This is a genomic window from Gordonia sp. LMA484 (assembly GCF_058129505.1).
Genome location: NZ_CM176700.1, coordinates 2788412 through 2806854, shown reverse-complemented (window position 1 = coordinate 2806854; position 18443 = coordinate 2788412). Strand labels below are relative to the sequence as shown.

The following is an 18443-nucleotide window of genomic DNA, read 5'->3' as shown; positions in this document are numbered from 1 at the left end:
ACGGGTCAACCGGTCCCGACACGGCGCGGTTTATCGTCCCGGCAACCGTGGTCGACGGACTGCGCGTCGGACGAGAGTGTCCTCACCCGCCCCGGTAGCATGGCTCGGGTCCCCTCGGGCGGTGGTCGCATCCGCGAGGGGATGTTTCATGTCCCACCAGCGGACTCCGATCGCACAACAGGTGTCAGGAGCAGTGCAGAAGTGACTTCAGCAGCCGATGGCCCAGCAGCCCCGGACGTTGGCATCCCGGCAGGACCGCCGCTGCGCGCGTGGCAGCGGCGGGCGCTGACCAAGTACCTGACCCGTCGTCCGGTCGACTTCATGGCGGTCGCCACCCCCGGGGCAGGCAAGACGACCTTCGGTCTGCGTGTCGCTCGTGAACTGCTCGACGACCGGACGGTCGAACAGATCACTGTCGTCACCCCGACCGAACACCTCAAGCATCAGTGGGCCGAGGCGGCAGCGCGCGTCGGCATCGCTCTGGATTCACGCTTCAGCAACTCGACCGGCCAGACCAGTTCGGACTATCAGGGTGTCGCCCTGACCTATGCCCAGGTCGCCGCTCACCCGTTCCGTCACCGGGTGCGGACCGAGAATCGGCGGACGCTGGTGATCCTCGACGAGATCCACCACGGCGGCGACGCCAAGTCGTGGGGTGAGGCGATCCGCGAGGCGTTCTCCGATGCGACCCGGCGCCTGTTGCTCACCGGTACCCCGTTCCGGTCCGACGATTCCCCGATCCCGTTCGTCACCTACGACGAAGAAGCCGGAGGAGTGCTCCGGTCGAAGGCCGACCACAGCTACGGCTACGCCGATGCCCTGGCCGACGGCGTCGTGCGGCCGGTCATGTTCCTCGCCTACAGCGGTCAGGCCAGTTGGCGGACCAGCGCGGGCGAGGAGTTCACCGCACGACTCGGTGAGCCCCTGTCGGCCGAGCACACCGCCCGCGCCTGGCGGACAGCCCTCGATCCACACGGCGACTGGATTCCGTCGGTCCTCGAGGCGGCGAGTACCCGGTTGCGGCAGTTGCGGTCCGGCGGGATACCGGATGCCGGTGGCCTGGTGATCGCGACCGACCAGACCGTCGCGCGTGACTACGCCGAACTGTTGACCGCCATCACCGGCAAGCCGACCACACTGGTGCTCTCCGACGACCCCAAATCCTCGTCGCGTATCGCGGAGTTCGCGGCGTCCGACGACGAATGGATGGTCGCGGTCCGGATGGTGTCCGAAGGCGTGGATGTGCCGCGTCTCGCCGTCGGTGTGTATGCGACGAGTTCATCGACACCGCTGTTCTTCGCGCAGGCCATCGGCCGATTCGTGCGGTCTCGACGTCCGGGGGAGTCCGCGAGTGTCTTCCTGCCGTCGGTGCCGGTGTTGCTCGACCTGGCCAGCCAGATGGAGGCCGAACGCGACCATGTGCTGGGCAAACCTCATCGGGAGAGTGACGGGCTCGACGACGCCCTGCTGATCGACGCCAACAAGCAGAAGGACGAACCAGGCGAGGACGAGAAGTCGTTCCAATCGCTGCACGCGGATGCCGAACTCGACCAGCTGATCTTCGACGGTGCGTCCTACGGCACCGCCACCTTCTCCGGGAGCGAAGAGGAATCCGACTATCTCGGCCTGCCCGGCCTGCTCGACGCCGAGCAGGTTCGTGAACTGCTACGGAAACGACAGGCCGAGCAGGTGGAGCACCGGACCGAGGCACACCGGTCGTCCGCGACGGGCACCGACTCCGCCGGAGCAGGGGCTGTCACGCCCGCGACGGTGCGCCCGACCGGAGAGAATCTGCATGCGTTGCGCAAGGAACTGAACACGCTCGTGGCGATGCATCACCACCGCACGGGTAAGCCGCACGGCATGGTGCACAACGAGCTGCGACAACGCCTCGGCGGTCCGCCGACCGCGCTGGCGACGGCCGATCAGCTGCGGGAGCGGATCGACGCGTTGCGCACCTGGCGCTGATCGGTGACACACCACTGGCGCGCACCCGCCATGCAACCGCGCACGTAGCGACATGCGCGGTTGCGTGCCCGGTGCGCGGATGTCGGGCTCACCCCACGCGGCATCCGATATGACGAAACGACCCGACCGGGTGATCCGGCCGGGTCGTTTCGTGGCACTGGGTCCTGAACCAGGACGCCAGCGAATTCAGACCAGTTCGCTCTCCGACTCAACGACTGCGGACAGCTCCACGAGCTTGGCCTCGTGCTCGTTGAAGTGGTGACGGCAGAAGAGAAGTTCTCCGCCCGCGGGCAGCATTGCCCGTACCTTTGCGGCCGCGCCGCAGCGATCGCAGCGGTCGGCGGCGGTGAGCGGCATGGAGATCGGGGTTGTGGTGGCGGTGTCTGACATGATTCCTCCGTCCCGGTCCGGCGGTGGCACTCGTCGGCCGTTCGCCTTTCCCTTCGTGAGCCGACACATCGGTCTGATGCGTCACCCTCACCCTTTCAGACGTTTGGGGGTTTCGTATTGTTCCGCGCGTCCGCCGGGTGTGTCGTCACTCACCGTTAACACGGTGGGCAACGGTGGCAACACGCTCTCAATGGGGGTTTACCTACAGTGCGACCCAGGTCACATCCGACGTGGCGTGAACGCTGCGACGATCAACCCACCGGCGTGGTGGCCGGCTGTGCGGATTGACCCTGTTGCGCCTCGCGTACCCGGCTGACCGCATCCGAGGACTCGTTCTCCCGATCGCGCAGGTACTCGCGCAGCGAGTAGGCGAACGCGGCCACCCACGCTGCGACGATGGTCGAGTAGATCACTGTCTGTGCCCAACCCGGGACATCGACCAGATCGCTGCGCAGCAGCGTCCGAGTGTTGGTCAGGATGATCAGACCGCCGACCGACGCGCCGAGCAGGCGGGGTGGGACATGGCGCACGAGCCATGCGGCGATCGGGGCGGCGACGACGCCGCCGACGAGAATCGCACCGACCCACGCGAAGTTGATGCCCTGTGAGCCGAGACTGAACAGGAAGCCCAGGCTTGCGGCGACCGCGATGATGAACTCGCTGGTGTCGATGGAACCGATCACCTTGCGCGGTTCCAGGCGTCCGCTCGCGAGTATCGCGGGGGTACCGACCGGACCCCATCCGCCGCCGCCGGTGGCGTCGACGAATCCGGCGATCAGCCCCAAGGGCGACAGGAACCGCTTGCGCAGCGGCTTTCCGAGGTGTTGGCGCGGGATGCCCTGCAGGGTGAAGCGGGTGAGGATGTAGATGCCGAGGAGTAGCAGGATGATGGCCATGAGCGGAGCGGCGGCCTCGGTCGACAGATTCGACAGCAGCGTCGCGCCCAGGAACGCGCCGACCGCGCCGGGTAGGGCGATGCGACGGACCACTTTCCAGTCCACATTGCCGAACCGCCAGTGCGAGATCCCGGACACGAGTGTGGTGCCGATCTCGGCGAGATGAACAGTGGCCGAGGCGGCGGCCGGGTTGCTGCCGATGGCCAGCAGCAGGGTGGTTGTGGTCACGCCGTAGGCCATGCCGAGGCTGCCGTCGACGAGTTGGGCGGCGAGACCGACAAGGCCGATCAGGACGATGGTTCGCATGGTGGGAGGACTTTCCGATCACGGTGGTGGCGACGTGGGCAGGCACGCACGCGCCGGCCGGGTCGTCGTCACATCGAGATCGAACCGTAGCGCGTGGTCGAGGTCGCGCCGCGGCGATCAGACGATCAGTCGATGGGGCCGCGGCGCCGTGGACACAGCATCGACGCAACACGGAGGAGGTCGACAGCTCGTCGGGACACCAGCATGCCGAGAATCGTAGATGGGGTCGGGCGCAAGCCCCGCATCCGCACACTGTGTGCAATCCGGCGGAGCACAACTGTTGACAATTGTGGAGATGCGTGGTTTTTCACACGGGTGAACGCGGCAGGCCACACCTCAGGCATAGACCAGGACGATTCGGCACCCCTGCTCGTCCATTTGTGTACCCAGGCCGAATGGGATTCGGCCCGACGGGCCGGTCATCGAGAACCGCCCTCGCTCGCGGAGTCCGGCTTTGTCCACCTGTCCACCCCACAGCAGGTCCATCTACCGGCGAACCGGCTGTACGCCGGACGCGAGGATCTGGTGGTTCTCGTCGTGGACCGCGCACGTCTCTCGGCGCCGCTGCGCTGGGAACCCGGCGTCCCCACGGATCCGGACAGCATGCGTTTCCCACACCTCTACGGTGCGCTGCCGACCTCGGCGGTGGTCGACTGTCGTCCGTACCGGCCCGACGATGCCGGCACCTTCGTCGCACTGACGATCTGACCGGCGCGCCACGCACCGGCCAGATCGTAACGAGGGTCGGTCTCGGAGGGTCAGTCCAGGTAGTCGCGCAGCACCTGCGAGCGCGACGGGTGCCGGAGCTTCGACATCGTCTTCGACTCGATCTGGCGGATACGTTCGCGGGTGACGCCGTAGACCTGCCCGATCTCGTCGAGCGTGCGCGGCTGGCCATCGGTGAGTCCGAACCGGAGACGGACCACGCCGGCTTCGCGCTCGGACAACGTCTCGAGCACCGACTGCAGCTGATCCTGCAGCAGCGTGAAGCTGACCGCGTCGACCGCGACCACGGCCTCGGAGTCCTCGATGAAGTCGCCGAGCTGGCTGTCGCCTTCGTCGCCGATGGTCTGATCCAGGGAGATCGGCTCACGCGCGTACTGCTGGATCTCCAGCACCTTTTCCGGCGTGATGTCCATCTCCTTGGCGAGCTCCTCAGGCGTCGGCTCGCGGCCGAGGTCCTGGAGCAACTCGCGTTGGATACGACCGAGCTTGTTGATGACCTCGACCATGTGCACCGGGATGCGGATGGTGCGGGCCTGGTCGGCCATCGCGCGGGTGATCGCCTGACGGATCCACCACGTGGCATACGTCGAGAACTTGTAGCCCTTGGTGTAGTCGAACTTCTCGACCGCACGGATGAGGCCCAGGTTCCCTTCCTGGATGAGATCGAGGAACGCCATGCCGCGACCGGTATAGCGCTTCGCCAGCGACACCACGAGGCGGAGGTTCGCTTCGAGCAGGTGGTTCTTCGCGCGGTTACCGTCCCGCGAGATCCAGTTGAGGTCGCGCTTGGACGCGGTGCTGAGCTTCTCGCCGGACTCCACGATGCGGCGCAGACGTTCGGTGGCGAACAGCCCCGCCTCGATCCGCTTGGCCAGCTCGACCTCTTCTTCGGCGTTGAGGAGGGCGACCTTGCCGATCTGCTTCAGATAGGCCCGCACCGAGTCCGCGGAGGCGGTGAGTTCGGCGTCCTTACGAGCCTGCCGCAGGGCCTCCGATTCCTCTTCGTCCCAGACGAAGTCGCCGCTGGTCTTCTCTTTCGGCTCGTCCTTGACCTTGGCCTCGGCGGGTTTGGCGACCACGGTCACGGGGCCGGCCTCGGCTGCATCGGTTTCGGTGTCGTCGTCGGAGTCCTCGGCGTCGTCATCATCATCATCGTCGACGGCCAGGTCTTCGTCGTCGATCTCCACATCCTCATCGAGTTCGGTATCGGGAACGTCGATGTCGTCGATCGAACCGGCGTCGTCGAGATCCTCGGCGGACTCGACACCATCCGCGTCCTCGGCGCTCGATGCCTTCTTGGCGCCACGTTTGGCGGGGCCTGCCTTCTTGGCGGCCTTCTTCGCGGGGGCCTTGCGGGCCGTCGCCTTCTTGGCGGCCTTCTTGGCGGTCCGTTTGGCCGGTGCCGTCTCCGTGGCGGTGGTCGCGTCCGTCGATTCGTCGACGTCGGCCTGGTGGGTCTGGGTGGCTGCCACGTACAACCTTTCGGAACTGACTCGTGAAACTCGCACGGCGGCATACGCCGACGTGGCTCAGGGCTTGATTTCTCGGTGTGTGATGACCGGTGTGGACCATTGTAACGACATCGCGTGGCCTGATGTGGCAAAGGCCAGGTCAGGAACCTCTCGTCGCCACCCAGATACCCAGGGTGGAGCCATCATGCACGCAGGCCGACATCCACCGCCATCGCGGCACCGACGATACCCGCGGTGTTCTGCAACGTTGCCGGGACGACGGGCGTCTTGTTGGTCAGATAGGGCACCCACTTGTCGGCCTTGCGGCTGATACCACCGCCGACGATGAAGACCTTCGGCCAGAACAGCACCTCGTAGGCCTCCAGCACCCGTGACAGCTTCCCCGCCCACTTCTCGTAGGACCAGCCCTTGTCTTCTTTGACCTTCGACGACGCGCGGTGTTCGGCCTCCTTGCCGTCCACGATCATGTGGCCCAGCTCGGTGTTCGGCACCAAGGTCCCGTTGATCAGGATCGCCGAGCCGATCCCGGTCCCGAGCGTGAGCAACATGACGACACCGTCGACGTCGGCACCGCCGCCGTAACGGTCCTCGGCCATCCCGGCGGCGTCCGCGTCATTGAGCACCGACACACCTCGGCCACCAAGATGCGAGCTGAACAGCTCGTACACGTCGGTGCCGATCCAGCTCTTGTCGATGTTGGCCGCCGTCCGCATGATGCCGTCGGTGACCACGCCGGGCAGTGTCACGCCGACCGGCCCCTCCCATCCGAAGTGTCCGACGACCTCGGCCACGCCGTCGGCCACCGCCTCCGGCGTCGAGGGTTGCGGTGTGAGCACCTTGAAACGATCACCGACGAGCAGCCCGGTCTCGAGGTCGACGATCCCGCCCTTGATCCCGGACCCGCCGACGTCGACACCCAGCGCGAGATTCGTCCCGGTGGAGTCCGTTGCGCTGTCCGCTGCCTCGGCCTCGGTCGTCTCGGAGTCGGTCATGTCGGCGTCCTCTCTGGTCCTGCCCGCGGGAACTGCTGTGGTCTAAGGCTATCCAGCCGATGCTCCCGCTGCTGTGGTCGACACCAAGTCGTCATCGGTGGGCAGCCGGCGTTCACCTGTCCCGCGCCCACTCGACGGGAGCCGACGACGGTGTGTTGACATAGGCACGTGACAGATGATGTGGACTTCGGAGAACTCGAACGTGTCGCGATCGAGGTGGCGCTCAGTGCCGCGGCCCACGTCCGGGCGCGCCGGCCCGAGCTGTTCGGTCCGCGACCGGGGCACGACCCGGAGGCGGTTCGCCGCGACGAGAACTCGGCGGATGCTCCGGCGTCGTCGGCTGCGGTGAGCACGAAGTCCACGCCCACCGATCCGGTCACCCTCGCCGACACCGAGACCGAGCAACTGATCCGCTCGGCACTGCGAACGCGCCGGCCCGGTGACGAGATCCTGGGGGAGGAGTCCGGAGGATCGGTCGACGTCCCGCACGGGGTGAGGTGGGTCGTCGATCCGATCGACGGCACCGTCAACTTCATGTACGGCATCCCGGCCTACGCGGTGTCCGTGGCGGCCCAGGTGGACGGCCGGTCCGTCGCCGGGGCGGTGGTCGATGTCGCGCGTGAGATCACGTATTCCGCGGCACTGGGTGCCGGCGCTCATCTGGACGCGGGTGGCGGTCGCATCGGATTGTCGTGCAATCCGATCGAACGGCTGGAGCTGGCCCTGGTGGCCACCGGTTTCTCCTATGACGCCCGGCGACGGGCCGAGCAGGGCCGGATGGTGGCCGCGATGCTGCCGCGTGTCCGCGACATCCGTCGCATCGGTGCCGCCGCGCTCGATCTGTGCATGGTGGCCAGTGGGGCGGTGGACGCACATTTCGAGCACGGACTCAGTCCATGGGATTGGGCTGCCGGTGGGCTGATAGCAGCCGAGGCGGGCGCGGTCGTGCACACACCACCGCCGGAGTCGCGGTCCTCGGACGGGCACGTGACGATCGCGTGTGCACCGGCGATCGCGGACGCTTTCGTCGAGATGCTCGACGACCTCGGCGCACGGCGCCGGCTGGGTGCCGCCTGAGCGGCAGATCGGCCAGTGATGCGTATCGGTCAGCAGGACGTCGAGTGGACGGCCTCGACGAGGGCCGGGTCCGCACCTGTCTTCGGGTCCTTCGGGTCGGCCGACCGCAGCGCCTCCAGGGCGGCTTGTGCGTCCTGCGACTGTTCGCGACTCTCGTAGTACTCACCGAGTGCGACGTCGACCGAGGTGCCCTGACGACCGTCGTCGACGAGTTGTGCGCACGGCAGTGCCAGCCAGACGGCAGCCGCACTCGCCTTCCCCGCCGGCCCGAAGCGTATCTGCGCGTAGCAGGCGAGGTCGCGGTTCGGGTACACCGTGTCGTCGGTGTACGGGGTGTCGGCCGCGGGAGTGAAGCCCTGTGCGGTCAGATCGTCGGAGACCGAACGGGCGGCGCCTCGCTGTGACGACGCGTTGAGCACACGGACCTGGAAGGTCGACAGGGCGGCCGGCGAGACCTTGATCATCTCGTCGCGGTCGGCCGCGGCGAGATCGGGTGTCGGTGCCGGGGTCGCCGGTGTGGGTGGTGCGGGCGCCGACGGGTCGACCGAAGCCGGGGTCGGTTGATTGCAGGCTGTCGGAACCGACTCGGGTCCCGATTCACTCAGCGCGATCGCCCAGACGACCACACCCGCCACCAACAGCACCACTGCGGCGATGATCGCCGGCCGAAAGCGACGTCGCCGATACGGGCGACCCCTGTCGTCGACCGAGGACCCCGCGGTAATCTGCGCCACCACCCTGCATCGGCTCCTTCTCCGTCGAACGTGCCGCCCACTCTAAATGGTGATCCGCCGACGCTCGCGCAGGCAGGCCGACGGCGCCCTGCGACGGTGACCGGATCGCTGGTTCGCCGGCCCACGTCACCTCGATCCGGGCGGGTCGACACGCGGGGGAATGATCTCGCCGAGGTGTTCGTTGACCGTGGCGTCCCGGTGCACTATGCTTCGGGCGCCCGCCCTCCGAAGCAGACGGAAGGCATGTGGGTCGGATGTGATGAAGATCACGCCGATCGGCTGGGTCCTGGGTAACGAATTGCACGGGTCATGACGTTGAAGTGACGCCCGGCGGCAAGACAATCCCGGCGGGACTCGCGCACCTAGTTTGTTCGGCCACAAGCCGGCATCCGAGAGCGCCCCTCACACTCTCACACAGGTAAGGCACACAATGGCTACTGATTACGACGCGCCACGACGCACGGATACCGAGGACCTGAACGAGGACTCCCTCGAGGAGCTGAAGGCACGACGCAGCGAGGCCCAGTCGTCGGCGGTGGACGTCGACGAGAGCGATACCGCTGAATCGTTCGAACTACCGGGCGCCGACCTGTCCGGCGAGGAGCTGTCGGTCCGGGTCATCCCCAAGCAGGCCGACGAGTTCACTTGCAGCAGCTGTTTTCTCGTCTATCACCGCAGCCGGCTGGCGCGGCAGAACGGAAACTCGATGATCTGTGTGGACTGCGCCTGAGCAGTCCGACGCAGCGTCCCGGACGTACGACACCAGGTGGGTCGGTGGTGCCGACCCGCCCTCGGAGTCAGTCGGCGATGCCGGCCTCGGCTGCGGCGTCGGGTAGTTCCAGCGCCGCGAGAACCGCGGCCGGATTTCTCGTCGACACCAGCCAGTAGGGTGTCGGATCGTCGGGATCGTCGAGCACCAGCAGCACCATGGTCTTCACCCATGCCCGGTGAACCAGATACGCCGCGGGATCGAGCTGACGGCCGAGGGCGGCGCTCTTGGCCGTGGCGGGCACCGATGCCCCGCGGGCGATCACCGCTCGCGGCAGCCGCGCGCGGTGCGCCTGCAGCCGGCCGTCGGCGGTGACCCGCACCGTCACCCGGCCCAGCGACCACAGCATCCAGGCGCACAGCAGGGCGACGACCACATAACCCGCGATGCTCCATGCCGCCCGGTGCGCCGAGAGCTGGATCTCGTAGCCCACGACGCCGGTGACGGCCACCGCGGCGAGCCACCACCACCACGGCACGTACAGGCGCTCGTGGTATCGATCCGAGCCCGAGTTGCCTTCTGACACCGGCCGGTCCGCGTTCCGGGCGGACCCGCCTCCGTCATCGCCGGAGGGTTGACCGGCTGGATTCTCAGGTGATGCTGGGGGAGTCACGCGACCAGCGTAGTCTGCCCTCGTGGCGCCGAATTCTCCCACCGCGGCATCTGACCGCACCGACCCGATCGGACCCATCGCGGTCCGCCGAATCGATCCCGACATCCCGCTGCCTGCACGCGCACACCCCGGTGACGCCGGTGTCGACCTGTGCTCGACGATCGATCTCGAACTCCCGCCCGGACGTCGTCAGCTGGTCGGCACCGGAATCGCGATCGCGCTGCCGGCCGGGACGGTGGGCCTCGTGCATCCGCGGTCCGGACTCGCCGCGCGGGCCGGGCTGTCGATCGTGAACAGTCCCGGAACGATCGATGCCGGGTACCGCGGGGAGATCAAGGTGTGTCTGGTGAATCTCGATCCCGACGAGCCGATCACCATCGCGCGCGGGGATCGGATCGCCCAGCTGCTCGTACAACGTGTCGAACTGCCCGACTTCGTCGAGGTCGAGGAGCTCGACGAGACCAGTCGCGGGGTCGGCGGTCACGGATCGAGCGGCGGCCACGCGATCCTTGCCGAGACCGTTGCCGAGATCGATGGTCGGGCCGGGGCCTGATCAACCGCGGCGTGACCCATCGAGACGTCGAGCACCCGACACCGGACCACTCGACACCGCTGCATCGAGACAGGGAGAGCAAACGACATGGCGACTGAAGACAACGGACTGCGCGTCGGGTCCGCACAGGGGCCCTACGACCTCGACGCCCTGGCGACGCCCACCGAGGACCTGGAGAACTCCCACCTCGATCTCGGTTCGGTTCTCGTGCCCGTCGTCGAAGGTGGTCAGGTGACCGTGGAGATGACCGCGGACCACCAGCCCGAATCGGTCTACCTGGTGACCCCGCACGGCCGGATCAACGTGAGTGCCTTCGCCGCGCCGAAATCCCCGGGTCTGTGGCGTGAGGTGGTGAAGGAATTGGCGGCCTCCCTGCGTGACGAGGGGGCATCGGTGTCCATCGAGGACGGACACTGGGGCCGCGAGGTCGTCGCCGCGGTGCCCGGCGGTCTGCACCGCTTCATCGGCGTCGACGGACCACGCTGGATGGTGCGGTGTGTCGCCAGCGGTCCCGACGAGGTCGCCGACGAGCTGGGCAGGTTGGCCCGCGCGGTGCTCGCCGAGTCCGTCGTGCGGCGCGGTACCGAACCATTTCCGCCACGCGATCCGCTTCCGGTGGTGTTGCCGCCGGTGCTGGCCGAACAGGTGGCGGCGGCGCAACAGCAGATGATCGCCGACCAGTCGGCAGATCCGTCGGCACTGTCCGGAAATCCCGTCGGCACCGACGAGGCGCAGCCCGGTCCCCTGGATCAGGCGTCGCCACCCGGTCCCGACGACGAGACCGACGACCTCCCCGCGGATGGCGACGACCAGATGCCGCGATCCTCCGGGTCGGCGATGCAGCGTTTCCGGCGGGATCGCCGCGGCTGAACGGACCGCACGGCCTCTCGCGCGGCATCGATCAGCGGATCGAGCGCCACGCCCGGGCACAACCGAACCCGAGTACAGACGGGTCGTTGCCCCACTGATCGAGCGTGACCTCGGTGAGGGCGGCCCGTGGAGCCGCGTCTGCCCACGCGCGGCCGACCCCGACCGGATGCACCGGGTCGTCGACGGCCACGGTGACCGCCAACGGAGCGGCCAACCCCGCGATCTGAGGCGGTGTAGGGGAACAGAAGGCGGCCGCGGCGCGCAACTGATCCGCGAGGCAGGGATGCAGCGCCCGCCACGACCGGCTCAGCTCGGTGGCGAGCCATGCCGGACTGGTCGCGGCCATCGCCGCCAGCGTGGGTTCGAGCCCGTCTGTGGTCAACGCACGTGCGGTCGCCGATGCGCTCCACGCGGCCGGCGCGGACGCCGGGTCACCGCTCCATGCCGGCAGTGCGGCCCAGACGCCGGCGCACGCGTTGTCCAACGCCCAGGACAGGGCGATCGCCGCGCCGATCGACACCCCGCCGACGATGATCGAGCCCGGGCGCTCGGCCACCAGCTCGTCGAGACGTTGCCGATACCCGTTGACCAGGTCGGATGTCGGTTCCAACGCCACCAGCGTCAGGCCGAGGGCATCGGCGGCGGGACCGAATGCACGTTCCACATAATCGGCGTCGGACCCCGTGCCGGGCATCGCGACGAGCGTCGTCGGGACCCTCCGTTCCGACCCCGGTGCGTCGGGCATGTAATGATCATGCCCGACGTTGAACAGGGAGCACGGACAGGATTACGCTGGCAACTGCAAGCAGGGGTCGGCAAACCCGTCCGTACTCTCACTACGATGAGTCACCCAGGAGGGTGTGATGCCTACCACCGGTTATCTGAAGCGGTTGACCCGCCGGCTGACCGAAGACCTCGGGGAGGCCGACGCCGAACAGATCGCTGAGGAATCACGTGCCACCGGCGCCCAGCGTGCCGCCGAGTGTTGTCGTGGTGACGAGGTGACCATGCACGGCGAGTTGCGCTCGGTCGAGACGTGTTCGCGAACCGCCAAGGTCGGGGTCAAGGCCGAGTTCTTCGACGGTTCGGACACCGTGCTGCTCAAGTGGCTCGGGCGAAATCGCATCCCGGGCATCGAGCCCGGACGAAAGCTCACCGTGCGGGGCCGGCTCGCGGAACACGACGGCAACAAGATCATCTACAACCCGTACTACGAGCTCTATGGCCCGGACGACGAATGACCCGGGCGTCGGTGACGCCGACGCCGGGGGCACCGAGTCGCCCGACACCGCCGAGGGAGCACGGTCCGAGCCGACACCCTCGATTCTGGACCAGATGGGCGGCCCGTCCGGACTGATCTATTCGACGGTGCCGATCGTCGTGTTCGTCCCCGTCAACGCCGTGTGGGGGCTGCGTGCGGCAATGGTGGCCGCGATCGCCGCGGCGGTGGTGATCTTCGGCATCCGGCTGTGGCGCCGTGAGCCCCTCAACCCGGCGATCTCCGGTCTGATCGGAGTCGCCATCTGCGTCTTCATCGCCCACCGCGTGGGGGACGCCAAGGGCTACTTCCTCTTCGGCATCTGGACGACACTCGCCTATGCAATCGTCTTCGTCGCCTCCATCGTGGTGCGGTGGCCGTTGGTCGGCGTGGCGTGGAATCTGGTCAGCGGCGAGGGTATGGCGTGGCGCAAGCATCGGAAGACGTTGCGTGCCTACGACCTGGCCACCGCCTTCTGGGCACTCGTCTTCGCGGCCCGCTATGTCACGCAGTCCGAACTCTACGACCACAGCAGCACCGGCTGGCTCGCCGTATCCCGCATCGCCATGGGCTGGCCGCTGACCGCCCTGGCCGTGCTCGCGACAGTGGTCCTGGTGCGCCGGGCCACCCGCGAAGAAGAGCGGGTCGAGCATCCCGATGGGGAACAACCGGTTCGGTAGCAGCCGAGCGAACCCCGACGCGCCGCGTCGTGCGTCACGTCGCAGCGCTTGCGGGCCCGTAGGACGAGCTCGCAAGCGCGCGCCACCCGATCGGGCGCGAGCCGTCAGTGCAGCTGCATCGCCTCGTGCAGCGCGGGTTCGGCCTCAGCAGGTGCGATGAACACCAATTCGTCCCCACCCTCGATCGGGTCGTCCTTCTGGGGCACGATGACCCGTCCGCCCCGCAGGATCGCGACCAGCGCCGCATCGCGGGGCAGATCCAGCTTGCGCACCGGCTTACCGGCCAGCGGGGTGTTCGACGGCAGGGTGAGTTCGACGAGATTGGCCTCTCCCTGACGAAACGTCATCAGCCGCACCAGGTCACCGACCGAGACCGCCTCCTCGACCAGTGAGGCCAGGATGCGTGGCGTCGACACCGCGACGTCGACCCCCCAGTCCTCGCCGAACAGCCATTCGTTGCGCGGGTCGTTGACCCGCGCGACCACCCGGTTGACCGCGAACTCTGTCTTGGCGAGCAGACTGACCACGAGGTTCGCCTTGTCGTCTCCGGTCGCGGCGATCATCACATCGAAGGTCTGTAGATCGGCCTGTTCGAGATTGCTCAGTTCGCAGGCATCGGCCTGGACCCAACTGGCCTCGGGAACCGACTCGGGGTCGATGTGGGCGATGTTGCGCTCGAACAGCGTGACCGCGTGGTGGTTGAGCAGCAGTTCACGGGCGATCGAACGTCCGACCGCACCGGCGCCGGCGATGGCGACCTTCATGGTGTGTCCTTCCTCACCGCTGGATCAGTCGGAGGTGATGCGCGGTGCTCGCGCGGTGGCACGTACCTCGGCGAGTCTCTCGATGAGGATCGCCGCGAAGATGAGATCGTCTTGCTGGAGAACCGTTTTGAGGTCGGGGAGGATCGGGCGGCCCAACCGGTTCAGGAATGCGATCCGCGCGCCGGTCTGCTCCTGGAACTTGCCGACGGTCACCCCGATCCAGCTCTCGTCCACATCGAGTTGCGCGATCGCGAGCGACCCCGAGGGGTCGCGCCATTCGGTCGTCGTCGACGTCTCGCCCAGCGCGGACACGAACCTCTCGGTCGTCCACGGCACGGTCGCCACGGTCGGGATCCCGAGTCGCTCATAGACCTCGGCACGTTTCGCGTCGTAGATGCGCGCGACGACACGCTCGATACCGAATGTCTCCCGCGCCACACGCGCCGAGATGATGTTCGAGTTGTCGCCCGAGGAGACCGCGGCGAACGCGTCGGCGGTCTCGATCCCCGCCCGCTTCAGCACGTCCTGATCGAATCCGACCCCGATCACGGTGGTGCCGCGGAAGTCCGGGCTGAGCCGGACGAACGATGACTTGTCACGGTCGATGATGGCGACATCGTGACCACGCTTCTGCATCGCCATGGCCAGTGCCGACCCCACTCGGCCGCACCCCATGATGACTACCTGCACGTCCACCCTTCCGACGACCCATCGGTACTCCGGCCTCATCCGAGATTCTCCGCACGGACGCATCGAACCTACCGCCTGCGCGGCTCGGCCGGGGCTTGACCATACACACCGATCGTCGGTCCCGGTCCGCTGTGGCCTTTGTCTACTACACGCTTTAGTGTTGCCTGGTGTCCACCGTGTCCAAGGTGTCCGTCGCGACGAAACGTTTGCTGCTCGGCCGCCCGTTCCGCAGCGACAAGTTGGGTCACACCCTGTTGCCCAAGCGCATCGCGCTCCCGGTCTTCGCCTCCGACGCGATGTCGTCGGTCGCGTACGCGCCGCAGGAGATCTTCCTCGTGCTGTCGGTCGCCGGACTCAGTGCCTTGTCGTTCACGCCGTGGGTCGCGCTCGCGGTCGCCGGGGTGATGGTCGTCGTGGTGGCCAGCTATCGGCAGAATGTGCACGCGTATCCGTCGGGTGGCGGTGACTACGAGGTCGCCACGGTGAACCTGGGCCCCAACGCCGGCCTCACGGTCGGCAGTGCGCTGCTCGTCGACTACGTGCTCACCGTCGCGGTGTCGATCTCCTCGGCGGCGGAGAACGTCGGCTCGGCGATCCCCTTCGTTTCCGATCACAAGGTGTGGTTCAGCGTCGTCGCGATCGCACTGCTGGCCTCGGTCAACCTTCGGGGCATCAAGGAATCGGGAACTGTCCTGGCGATCCCCACCTACGCGTTCATCATCGGCGTGCTGGGCATGCTGATCTGGGGTGCGATCGAGATCTTCGTCCTCGGTGACAATGTCCAATCCGAGACCGCCGACTTCGGTATCCGCGCGGAGAACGATCATCTCGTCGGCATCGCCTTCGTGTTCCTGATCGCGCGCGCGTTCTCCTCGGGATGTGCGGCACTGACCGGTGTCGAGGCGATCAGCAATGGCGTCCCGGCGTTCCGGAAGCCGAAGTCGCGCAACGCCGCGACCACTCTGCTACTCCTCGGGACGTTCTCCATCACCCTGCTGCTGGGCATCGTCCTCCTGGCCCAGAAGATCGGGGCCAAGTATGTGATGGATCCGGCAAATGACCTGATCGGCGCGCCCGAGGGCTACCAGCAGAAGGCGATGATCGCCCAACTCGCACATGCGGTGTTCGACTCGTTCCCGCCGGCGTTCTACTTCATCGCGACCGCGACCGCACTGATCCTCGTACTCGCGGCGAACACCGCGTTCAACGGTTTCCCCGTGCTCGGTTCGGTGCTGGCTCAGGACCGCTTCCTGCCGCGACAGCTGCACACCCGAGGCGACCGACTGGCCTTCAGCAACGGAATCGTGTTCCTCGCACTGGCCGCGGTCATCTTCGTGGTCGCCTTCGGCGCCCAGGTCACCTCCTTGATCCAGCTCTACATCGTCGGCGTGTTCGTCTCGTTCACCCTGAGCCAGACCGGAATGGTGCGGCATTGGACGCGGCACCTGCGCACCGAGACCGATCCGAATGCGCGCAGACGGATGCAGCAGTCCCGGGTGATCAACTCGATCGGCCTGGTGATGACCGCCACCGTGCTGGTGATCGTGTTGATCACCAAATTCACCGCGGGCGCGTGGATCGCGATCCTGGCCATGGTCGGGTTGTTCGTCCTGATGAAGCTGATCCACCATCACTACGCAACGGTGCAGCGAGAACTGGAACGCCAGGAAGAGGACTCGGTGTTGCCGAGCCGGACTCATTCGATCGTTCTGGTCTCCACCCTGCATCTGGCGACCAAACGCGCCGTTCTGTATGCACGTGCCACGCGGCCCGACGTCCTCGAGGCGATCACGGTCAACGTCGACGACCGGGATACCCGGAAGCTGGTGTCGGAGTGGGAGGCCAGCGACATCTCGGTGCCGCTCAAGGTCATCGCCTCGCCGTACCGCGAGATCACCCGACCCGTCATCGACTATGTCCGACGGGTGCGGCGTGAATCACCACGGGACGTCATCACCGTGTTCATCCCTGAATACGTCGTGGGTCACTGGTGGGAACAGATCCTGCACAACCAGTCTGCGCTGCGGCTCAAGGGCCGTCTCCTGTTCGAGCCGGGCGTGATGGTGACGTCGGTGCCCTGGCAGCTCACGTCGTCGGATCGACTGAAGAATCGGGATCTGACCTACTCGGCCCCCGGCGAGACACGTCGCGCGCTCGGCGGCAGCATGGACGAGCGGTGAGCGAAATCACCGCCGGCGCCGGGGGAGTCGGCTCCGAGTTGGTGTTACGTCCCGAGCGTCCCGCAAACGGTGGCGAGTCGGTCGCACGTGTGGACGGTCGCGTCGTCTTCGTCCGCGGCGCCATCCCCGGCGAACTCGTCCGCGCCCGGATCACCGACGACCACGCCGAACGCTTTGTCCGCGCCGAGGTGGTCGACGTCATCGAACCGTCGTCGCATCGTGTCGATTCGCCGTGTGACGCGGCACGCCACGGTGCCGGGTGCTGTGACCTCGGGTTCATCGACCCGGCGCATGCGCGTGAGCTCAAAGGTCAGGTCCTGCTCGACGCGTTGAGCCGCATCGGGGGATTCGAGGCCTCCGACCTGGCCGAGGCCGGAGTCGGCCCGGGCGTGGTCGCGTCGCTCGGCGACGACGGGACCGGATGGCGGGTTCGGACCCGTCTCGGTGTCGACGCCGAGGGCCGCCCGGGAATGCACGCGTTCCACGGGACGTCGATCGTGACCGGGCATCAGTGCGCCGCGCCCGAATCCGGCATGCTCGACGGCCTCGATGACTTGACCGTGGCACCCGGCGCCGATCTGGCCGTGGTGGTCGACATGAACGGCCGTCGACACATCTCCGAACTCGCACCGCCCAAGCGGCCGGGTGCCGGCACTCGCGGCGCCCGCGGCCGCGCCCAGGCCGCCCGGCGTCGGCGAGAGGGCCGGCGCGACGTCCGGGTCGTCGAAGGGGAATCGTCGGCACCTCATCGGGTCGGAGACCGGATCTGGCGGATTCCGGTGACCGCCTTCTGGCAGGCGCATCGCGCGGCGCCGTCGGTCTATGCCCGCACGGTCGTCGAGATGTTGTCCGCTACGCAGGTTGCGAGCCGGCCGGAGGGTTCGGTCGCCTGGGATCTCTACGGCGGTGCCGGGGTTTTCTCGGCGGCCCTGCACGACGACGCCGGTGCTGCCGGTTGCGGTGAGTTCGAGGCGATCCACGTCGTGGACTCCGATCCGGCGGCGCTCGCCGCAGCCGAGGACACCTTCGCGGAGGACCAGGGCATTTTCGTCCATCAGGGTGAGGTGTCCGCCGTGGCGGGGCGGCTGCCGTCGCCGGATGTCGTGGTGCTCGATCCACCCCGTACCGGAGCCGGACAGGCGGTGATCGGCATCGTCGCCGACGCCGACCCGTCGGTGATCGTGCATGTCGGCTGCGACGTCGGCCGATTCGCTCGCGACCTGGCGCTGTTCGCCGACCACGGCTATCGGCCGCGGGAGATCCGCGCCTTCGACGCGTTCCCGATGACACATCACGTCGAGGCGATCGCATGTCTGGTCCCGGCTCATCGGGGTGGGTGAACACGGCGGTGTGACCAACCCGACCGCGAGGCCCGCGGTCGACCGGGCCGGGGGAGCTGTGTGGGATCCGTAGACTGTCGGGACAGGACCGTACCCGTGATCGGGCCGGTGCCCACGCGCCGCAGCCCGGCGTTCATGAGCTGGATTCGATGGATGTGATGGAGG

19 protein-coding genes are annotated in these 18443 nt (G+C 67.4%); 10 read left to right on the top strand and 9 right to left on the bottom strand.

Annotated features, from left to right (window positions below; translation table 11 throughout):
* The first annotated feature begins 201 nt into the window (after positions 1 to 201).
* On the top strand, positions 202 to 1968 hold the full coding sequence (locus AC4AMJ_RS12330) for a DEAD/DEAH box helicase (protein ID WP_489894811.1): 1767 nt from the start codon (positions 202 to 204) through the stop codon (positions 1966 to 1968).
* A 186-nt stretch (positions 1969 to 2154) separates the two neighbouring features.
* Here AC4AMJ_RS12330 and AC4AMJ_RS12325 read toward each other — a convergent pair whose 3' ends face one another.
* Both AC4AMJ_RS12325 and AC4AMJ_RS12320 read right to left on the bottom strand, forming a co-directional pair.
* Positions 2155 to 2358 carry a DUF7455 domain-containing protein gene (locus AC4AMJ_RS12325; RefSeq protein WP_489894813.1) on the bottom strand — a complete coding sequence of 68 codons (204 nt, stop codon included), beginning with the start codon at positions 2356 to 2358 and terminating at the stop codon, positions 2155 to 2157.
* A 251-nt stretch (positions 2359 to 2609) separates the two neighbouring features.
* Positions 2610 to 3560 (bottom strand): sulfite exporter TauE/SafE family protein, encoded by a 951-nt coding sequence (locus AC4AMJ_RS12320; protein ID WP_489894815.1) that lies wholly within the window; start codon positions 3558 to 3560, stop codon positions 2610 to 2612.
* Between the two features lie 315 nt (positions 3561 to 3875).
* On the opposite strand from AC4AMJ_RS12320, the gene AC4AMJ_RS12315 reads away from it, so the two are divergent.
* A complete protein-coding gene (locus AC4AMJ_RS12315) occupies positions 3876 to 4268 on the top strand; it encodes a DUF952 domain-containing protein (RefSeq protein WP_489894817.1) in 393 nt (130 codons plus the stop codon).
* A gap of 50 nt (positions 4269 to 4318) precedes the next feature.
* Here AC4AMJ_RS12315 and AC4AMJ_RS12310 read toward each other — a convergent pair whose 3' ends face one another.
* Both AC4AMJ_RS12310 and ppgK read right to left on the bottom strand, forming a co-directional pair.
* Positions 4319 to 5758: an RNA polymerase sigma factor gene (locus AC4AMJ_RS12310; RefSeq protein WP_489894819.1), complete on the bottom strand. Its 1440-nt coding sequence runs from the start codon at positions 5756 to 5758 to the stop codon at positions 4319 to 4321.
* A gap of 182 nt (positions 5759 to 5940) precedes the next feature.
* Complete coding sequence (ppgK, locus tag AC4AMJ_RS12305) at positions 5941 to 6750, bottom strand: polyphosphate--glucose phosphotransferase (RefSeq protein WP_489894821.1); 810 nt, start codon at positions 6748 to 6750, stop codon at positions 5941 to 5943.
* 168 nt (positions 6751 to 6918) lie between these two features.
* Between ppgK and AC4AMJ_RS12300 the strand changes: the two genes are divergently transcribed.
* Positions 6919 to 7827, top strand: a complete 909-nt coding sequence (locus AC4AMJ_RS12300) for an inositol monophosphatase family protein (protein WP_489918168.1) — start codon at positions 6919 to 6921, stop codon at positions 7825 to 7827.
* A gap of 29 nt (positions 7828 to 7856) precedes the next feature.
* Here the strand turns inward: AC4AMJ_RS12300 and cei are convergent, their stop codons facing one another.
* Positions 7857 to 8564 (bottom strand): envelope integrity protein Cei, encoded by a 708-nt coding sequence (cei, locus tag AC4AMJ_RS12295; protein ID WP_489894825.1) that lies wholly within the window; start codon positions 8562 to 8564, stop codon positions 7857 to 7859.
* Between the two features lie 427 nt (positions 8565 to 8991).
* On the opposite strand from cei, the gene AC4AMJ_RS12290 reads away from it, so the two are divergent.
* The gene (locus tag AC4AMJ_RS12290) at positions 8992 to 9291 is read left to right on the top strand and encodes a DUF4193 domain-containing protein (protein ID WP_489894826.1); all 300 of its coding nucleotides are present in this window, start codon (positions 8992 to 8994) and stop codon (positions 9289 to 9291) included.
* Positions 9292 to 9358: 67 nt separating this feature from the next.
* Here the strand turns inward: AC4AMJ_RS12290 and AC4AMJ_RS12285 are convergent, their stop codons facing one another.
* Positions 9359 to 9943, bottom strand: a complete 585-nt coding sequence (locus tag AC4AMJ_RS12285) for a DUF3093 domain-containing protein (RefSeq protein WP_489894828.1) — start codon at positions 9941 to 9943, stop codon at positions 9359 to 9361.
* Between the two features lie 22 nt (positions 9944 to 9965).
* Here AC4AMJ_RS12285 and dut point away from each other — a divergent pair, with 22 nt between their 5' ends.
* Positions 9966 to 10496: a dUTP diphosphatase gene (gene dut / locus AC4AMJ_RS12280; protein ID WP_489918167.1), complete on the top strand. Its 531-nt coding sequence runs from the start codon at positions 9966 to 9968 to the stop codon at positions 10494 to 10496.
* Between the two features lie 87 nt (positions 10497 to 10583).
* The gene (locus tag AC4AMJ_RS12275; protein WP_489894832.1) at positions 10584 to 11366 is read left to right on the top strand and encodes a DUF3710 domain-containing protein; all 783 of its coding nucleotides are present in this window, start codon (positions 10584 to 10586) and stop codon (positions 11364 to 11366) included.
* A 31-nt stretch (positions 11367 to 11397) separates the two neighbouring features.
* Here the strand turns inward: AC4AMJ_RS12275 and AC4AMJ_RS12270 are convergent, their stop codons facing one another.
* On the bottom strand, positions 11398 to 12111 hold the full coding sequence (locus tag AC4AMJ_RS12270) for an alpha/beta hydrolase (RefSeq protein WP_489894834.1): 714 nt from the start codon (positions 12109 to 12111) through the stop codon (positions 11398 to 11400).
* A 118-nt stretch (positions 12112 to 12229) separates the two neighbouring features.
* Here AC4AMJ_RS12270 and AC4AMJ_RS12265 point away from each other — a divergent pair, with 118 nt between their 5' ends.
* The gene (locus AC4AMJ_RS12265; protein ID WP_489894836.1) at positions 12230 to 12607 is read left to right on the top strand and encodes an OB-fold nucleic acid binding domain-containing protein; all 378 of its coding nucleotides are present in this window, start codon (positions 12230 to 12232) and stop codon (positions 12605 to 12607) included.
* Positions 12588 to 13304 carry a DUF3159 domain-containing protein gene (locus AC4AMJ_RS12260; protein ID WP_489894837.1) on the top strand — a complete coding sequence of 239 codons (717 nt, stop codon included), beginning with the start codon at positions 12588 to 12590 and terminating at the stop codon, positions 13302 to 13304. The genes AC4AMJ_RS12265 and AC4AMJ_RS12260 overlap by 20 nt, the downstream gene beginning before the upstream one ends.
* A gap of 104 nt (positions 13305 to 13408) precedes the next feature.
* Here AC4AMJ_RS12260 and AC4AMJ_RS12255 read toward each other — a convergent pair whose 3' ends face one another.
* On the bottom strand, positions 13409 to 14068 hold the full coding sequence (locus AC4AMJ_RS12255) for a potassium channel family protein (protein WP_489894839.1): 660 nt from the start codon (positions 14066 to 14068) through the stop codon (positions 13409 to 13411).
* Between the two features lie 24 nt (positions 14069 to 14092).
* Positions 14093 to 14758 carry a potassium channel family protein gene (locus tag AC4AMJ_RS12250; protein WP_489894841.1) on the bottom strand — a complete coding sequence of 222 codons (666 nt, stop codon included), beginning with the start codon at positions 14756 to 14758 and terminating at the stop codon, positions 14093 to 14095.
* A 167-nt stretch (positions 14759 to 14925) separates the two neighbouring features.
* Between AC4AMJ_RS12250 and AC4AMJ_RS12245 the strand changes: the two genes are divergently transcribed.
* Both AC4AMJ_RS12245 and AC4AMJ_RS12240 read left to right on the top strand, forming a co-directional pair.
* Positions 14926 to 16938 carry an APC family permease gene (locus tag AC4AMJ_RS12245; protein ID WP_489894843.1) on the top strand — a complete coding sequence of 671 codons (2013 nt, stop codon included), beginning with the start codon at positions 14926 to 14928 and terminating at the stop codon, positions 16936 to 16938.
* Positions 16935 to 18278: a class I SAM-dependent RNA methyltransferase gene (locus AC4AMJ_RS12240; protein WP_489894845.1), complete on the top strand. Its 1344-nt coding sequence runs from the start codon at positions 16935 to 16937 to the stop codon at positions 18276 to 18278. The genes AC4AMJ_RS12245 and AC4AMJ_RS12240 overlap by 4 nt, the downstream gene beginning before the upstream one ends.
* The last annotated feature ends 165 nt before the right edge of the window (positions 18279 to 18443 follow it).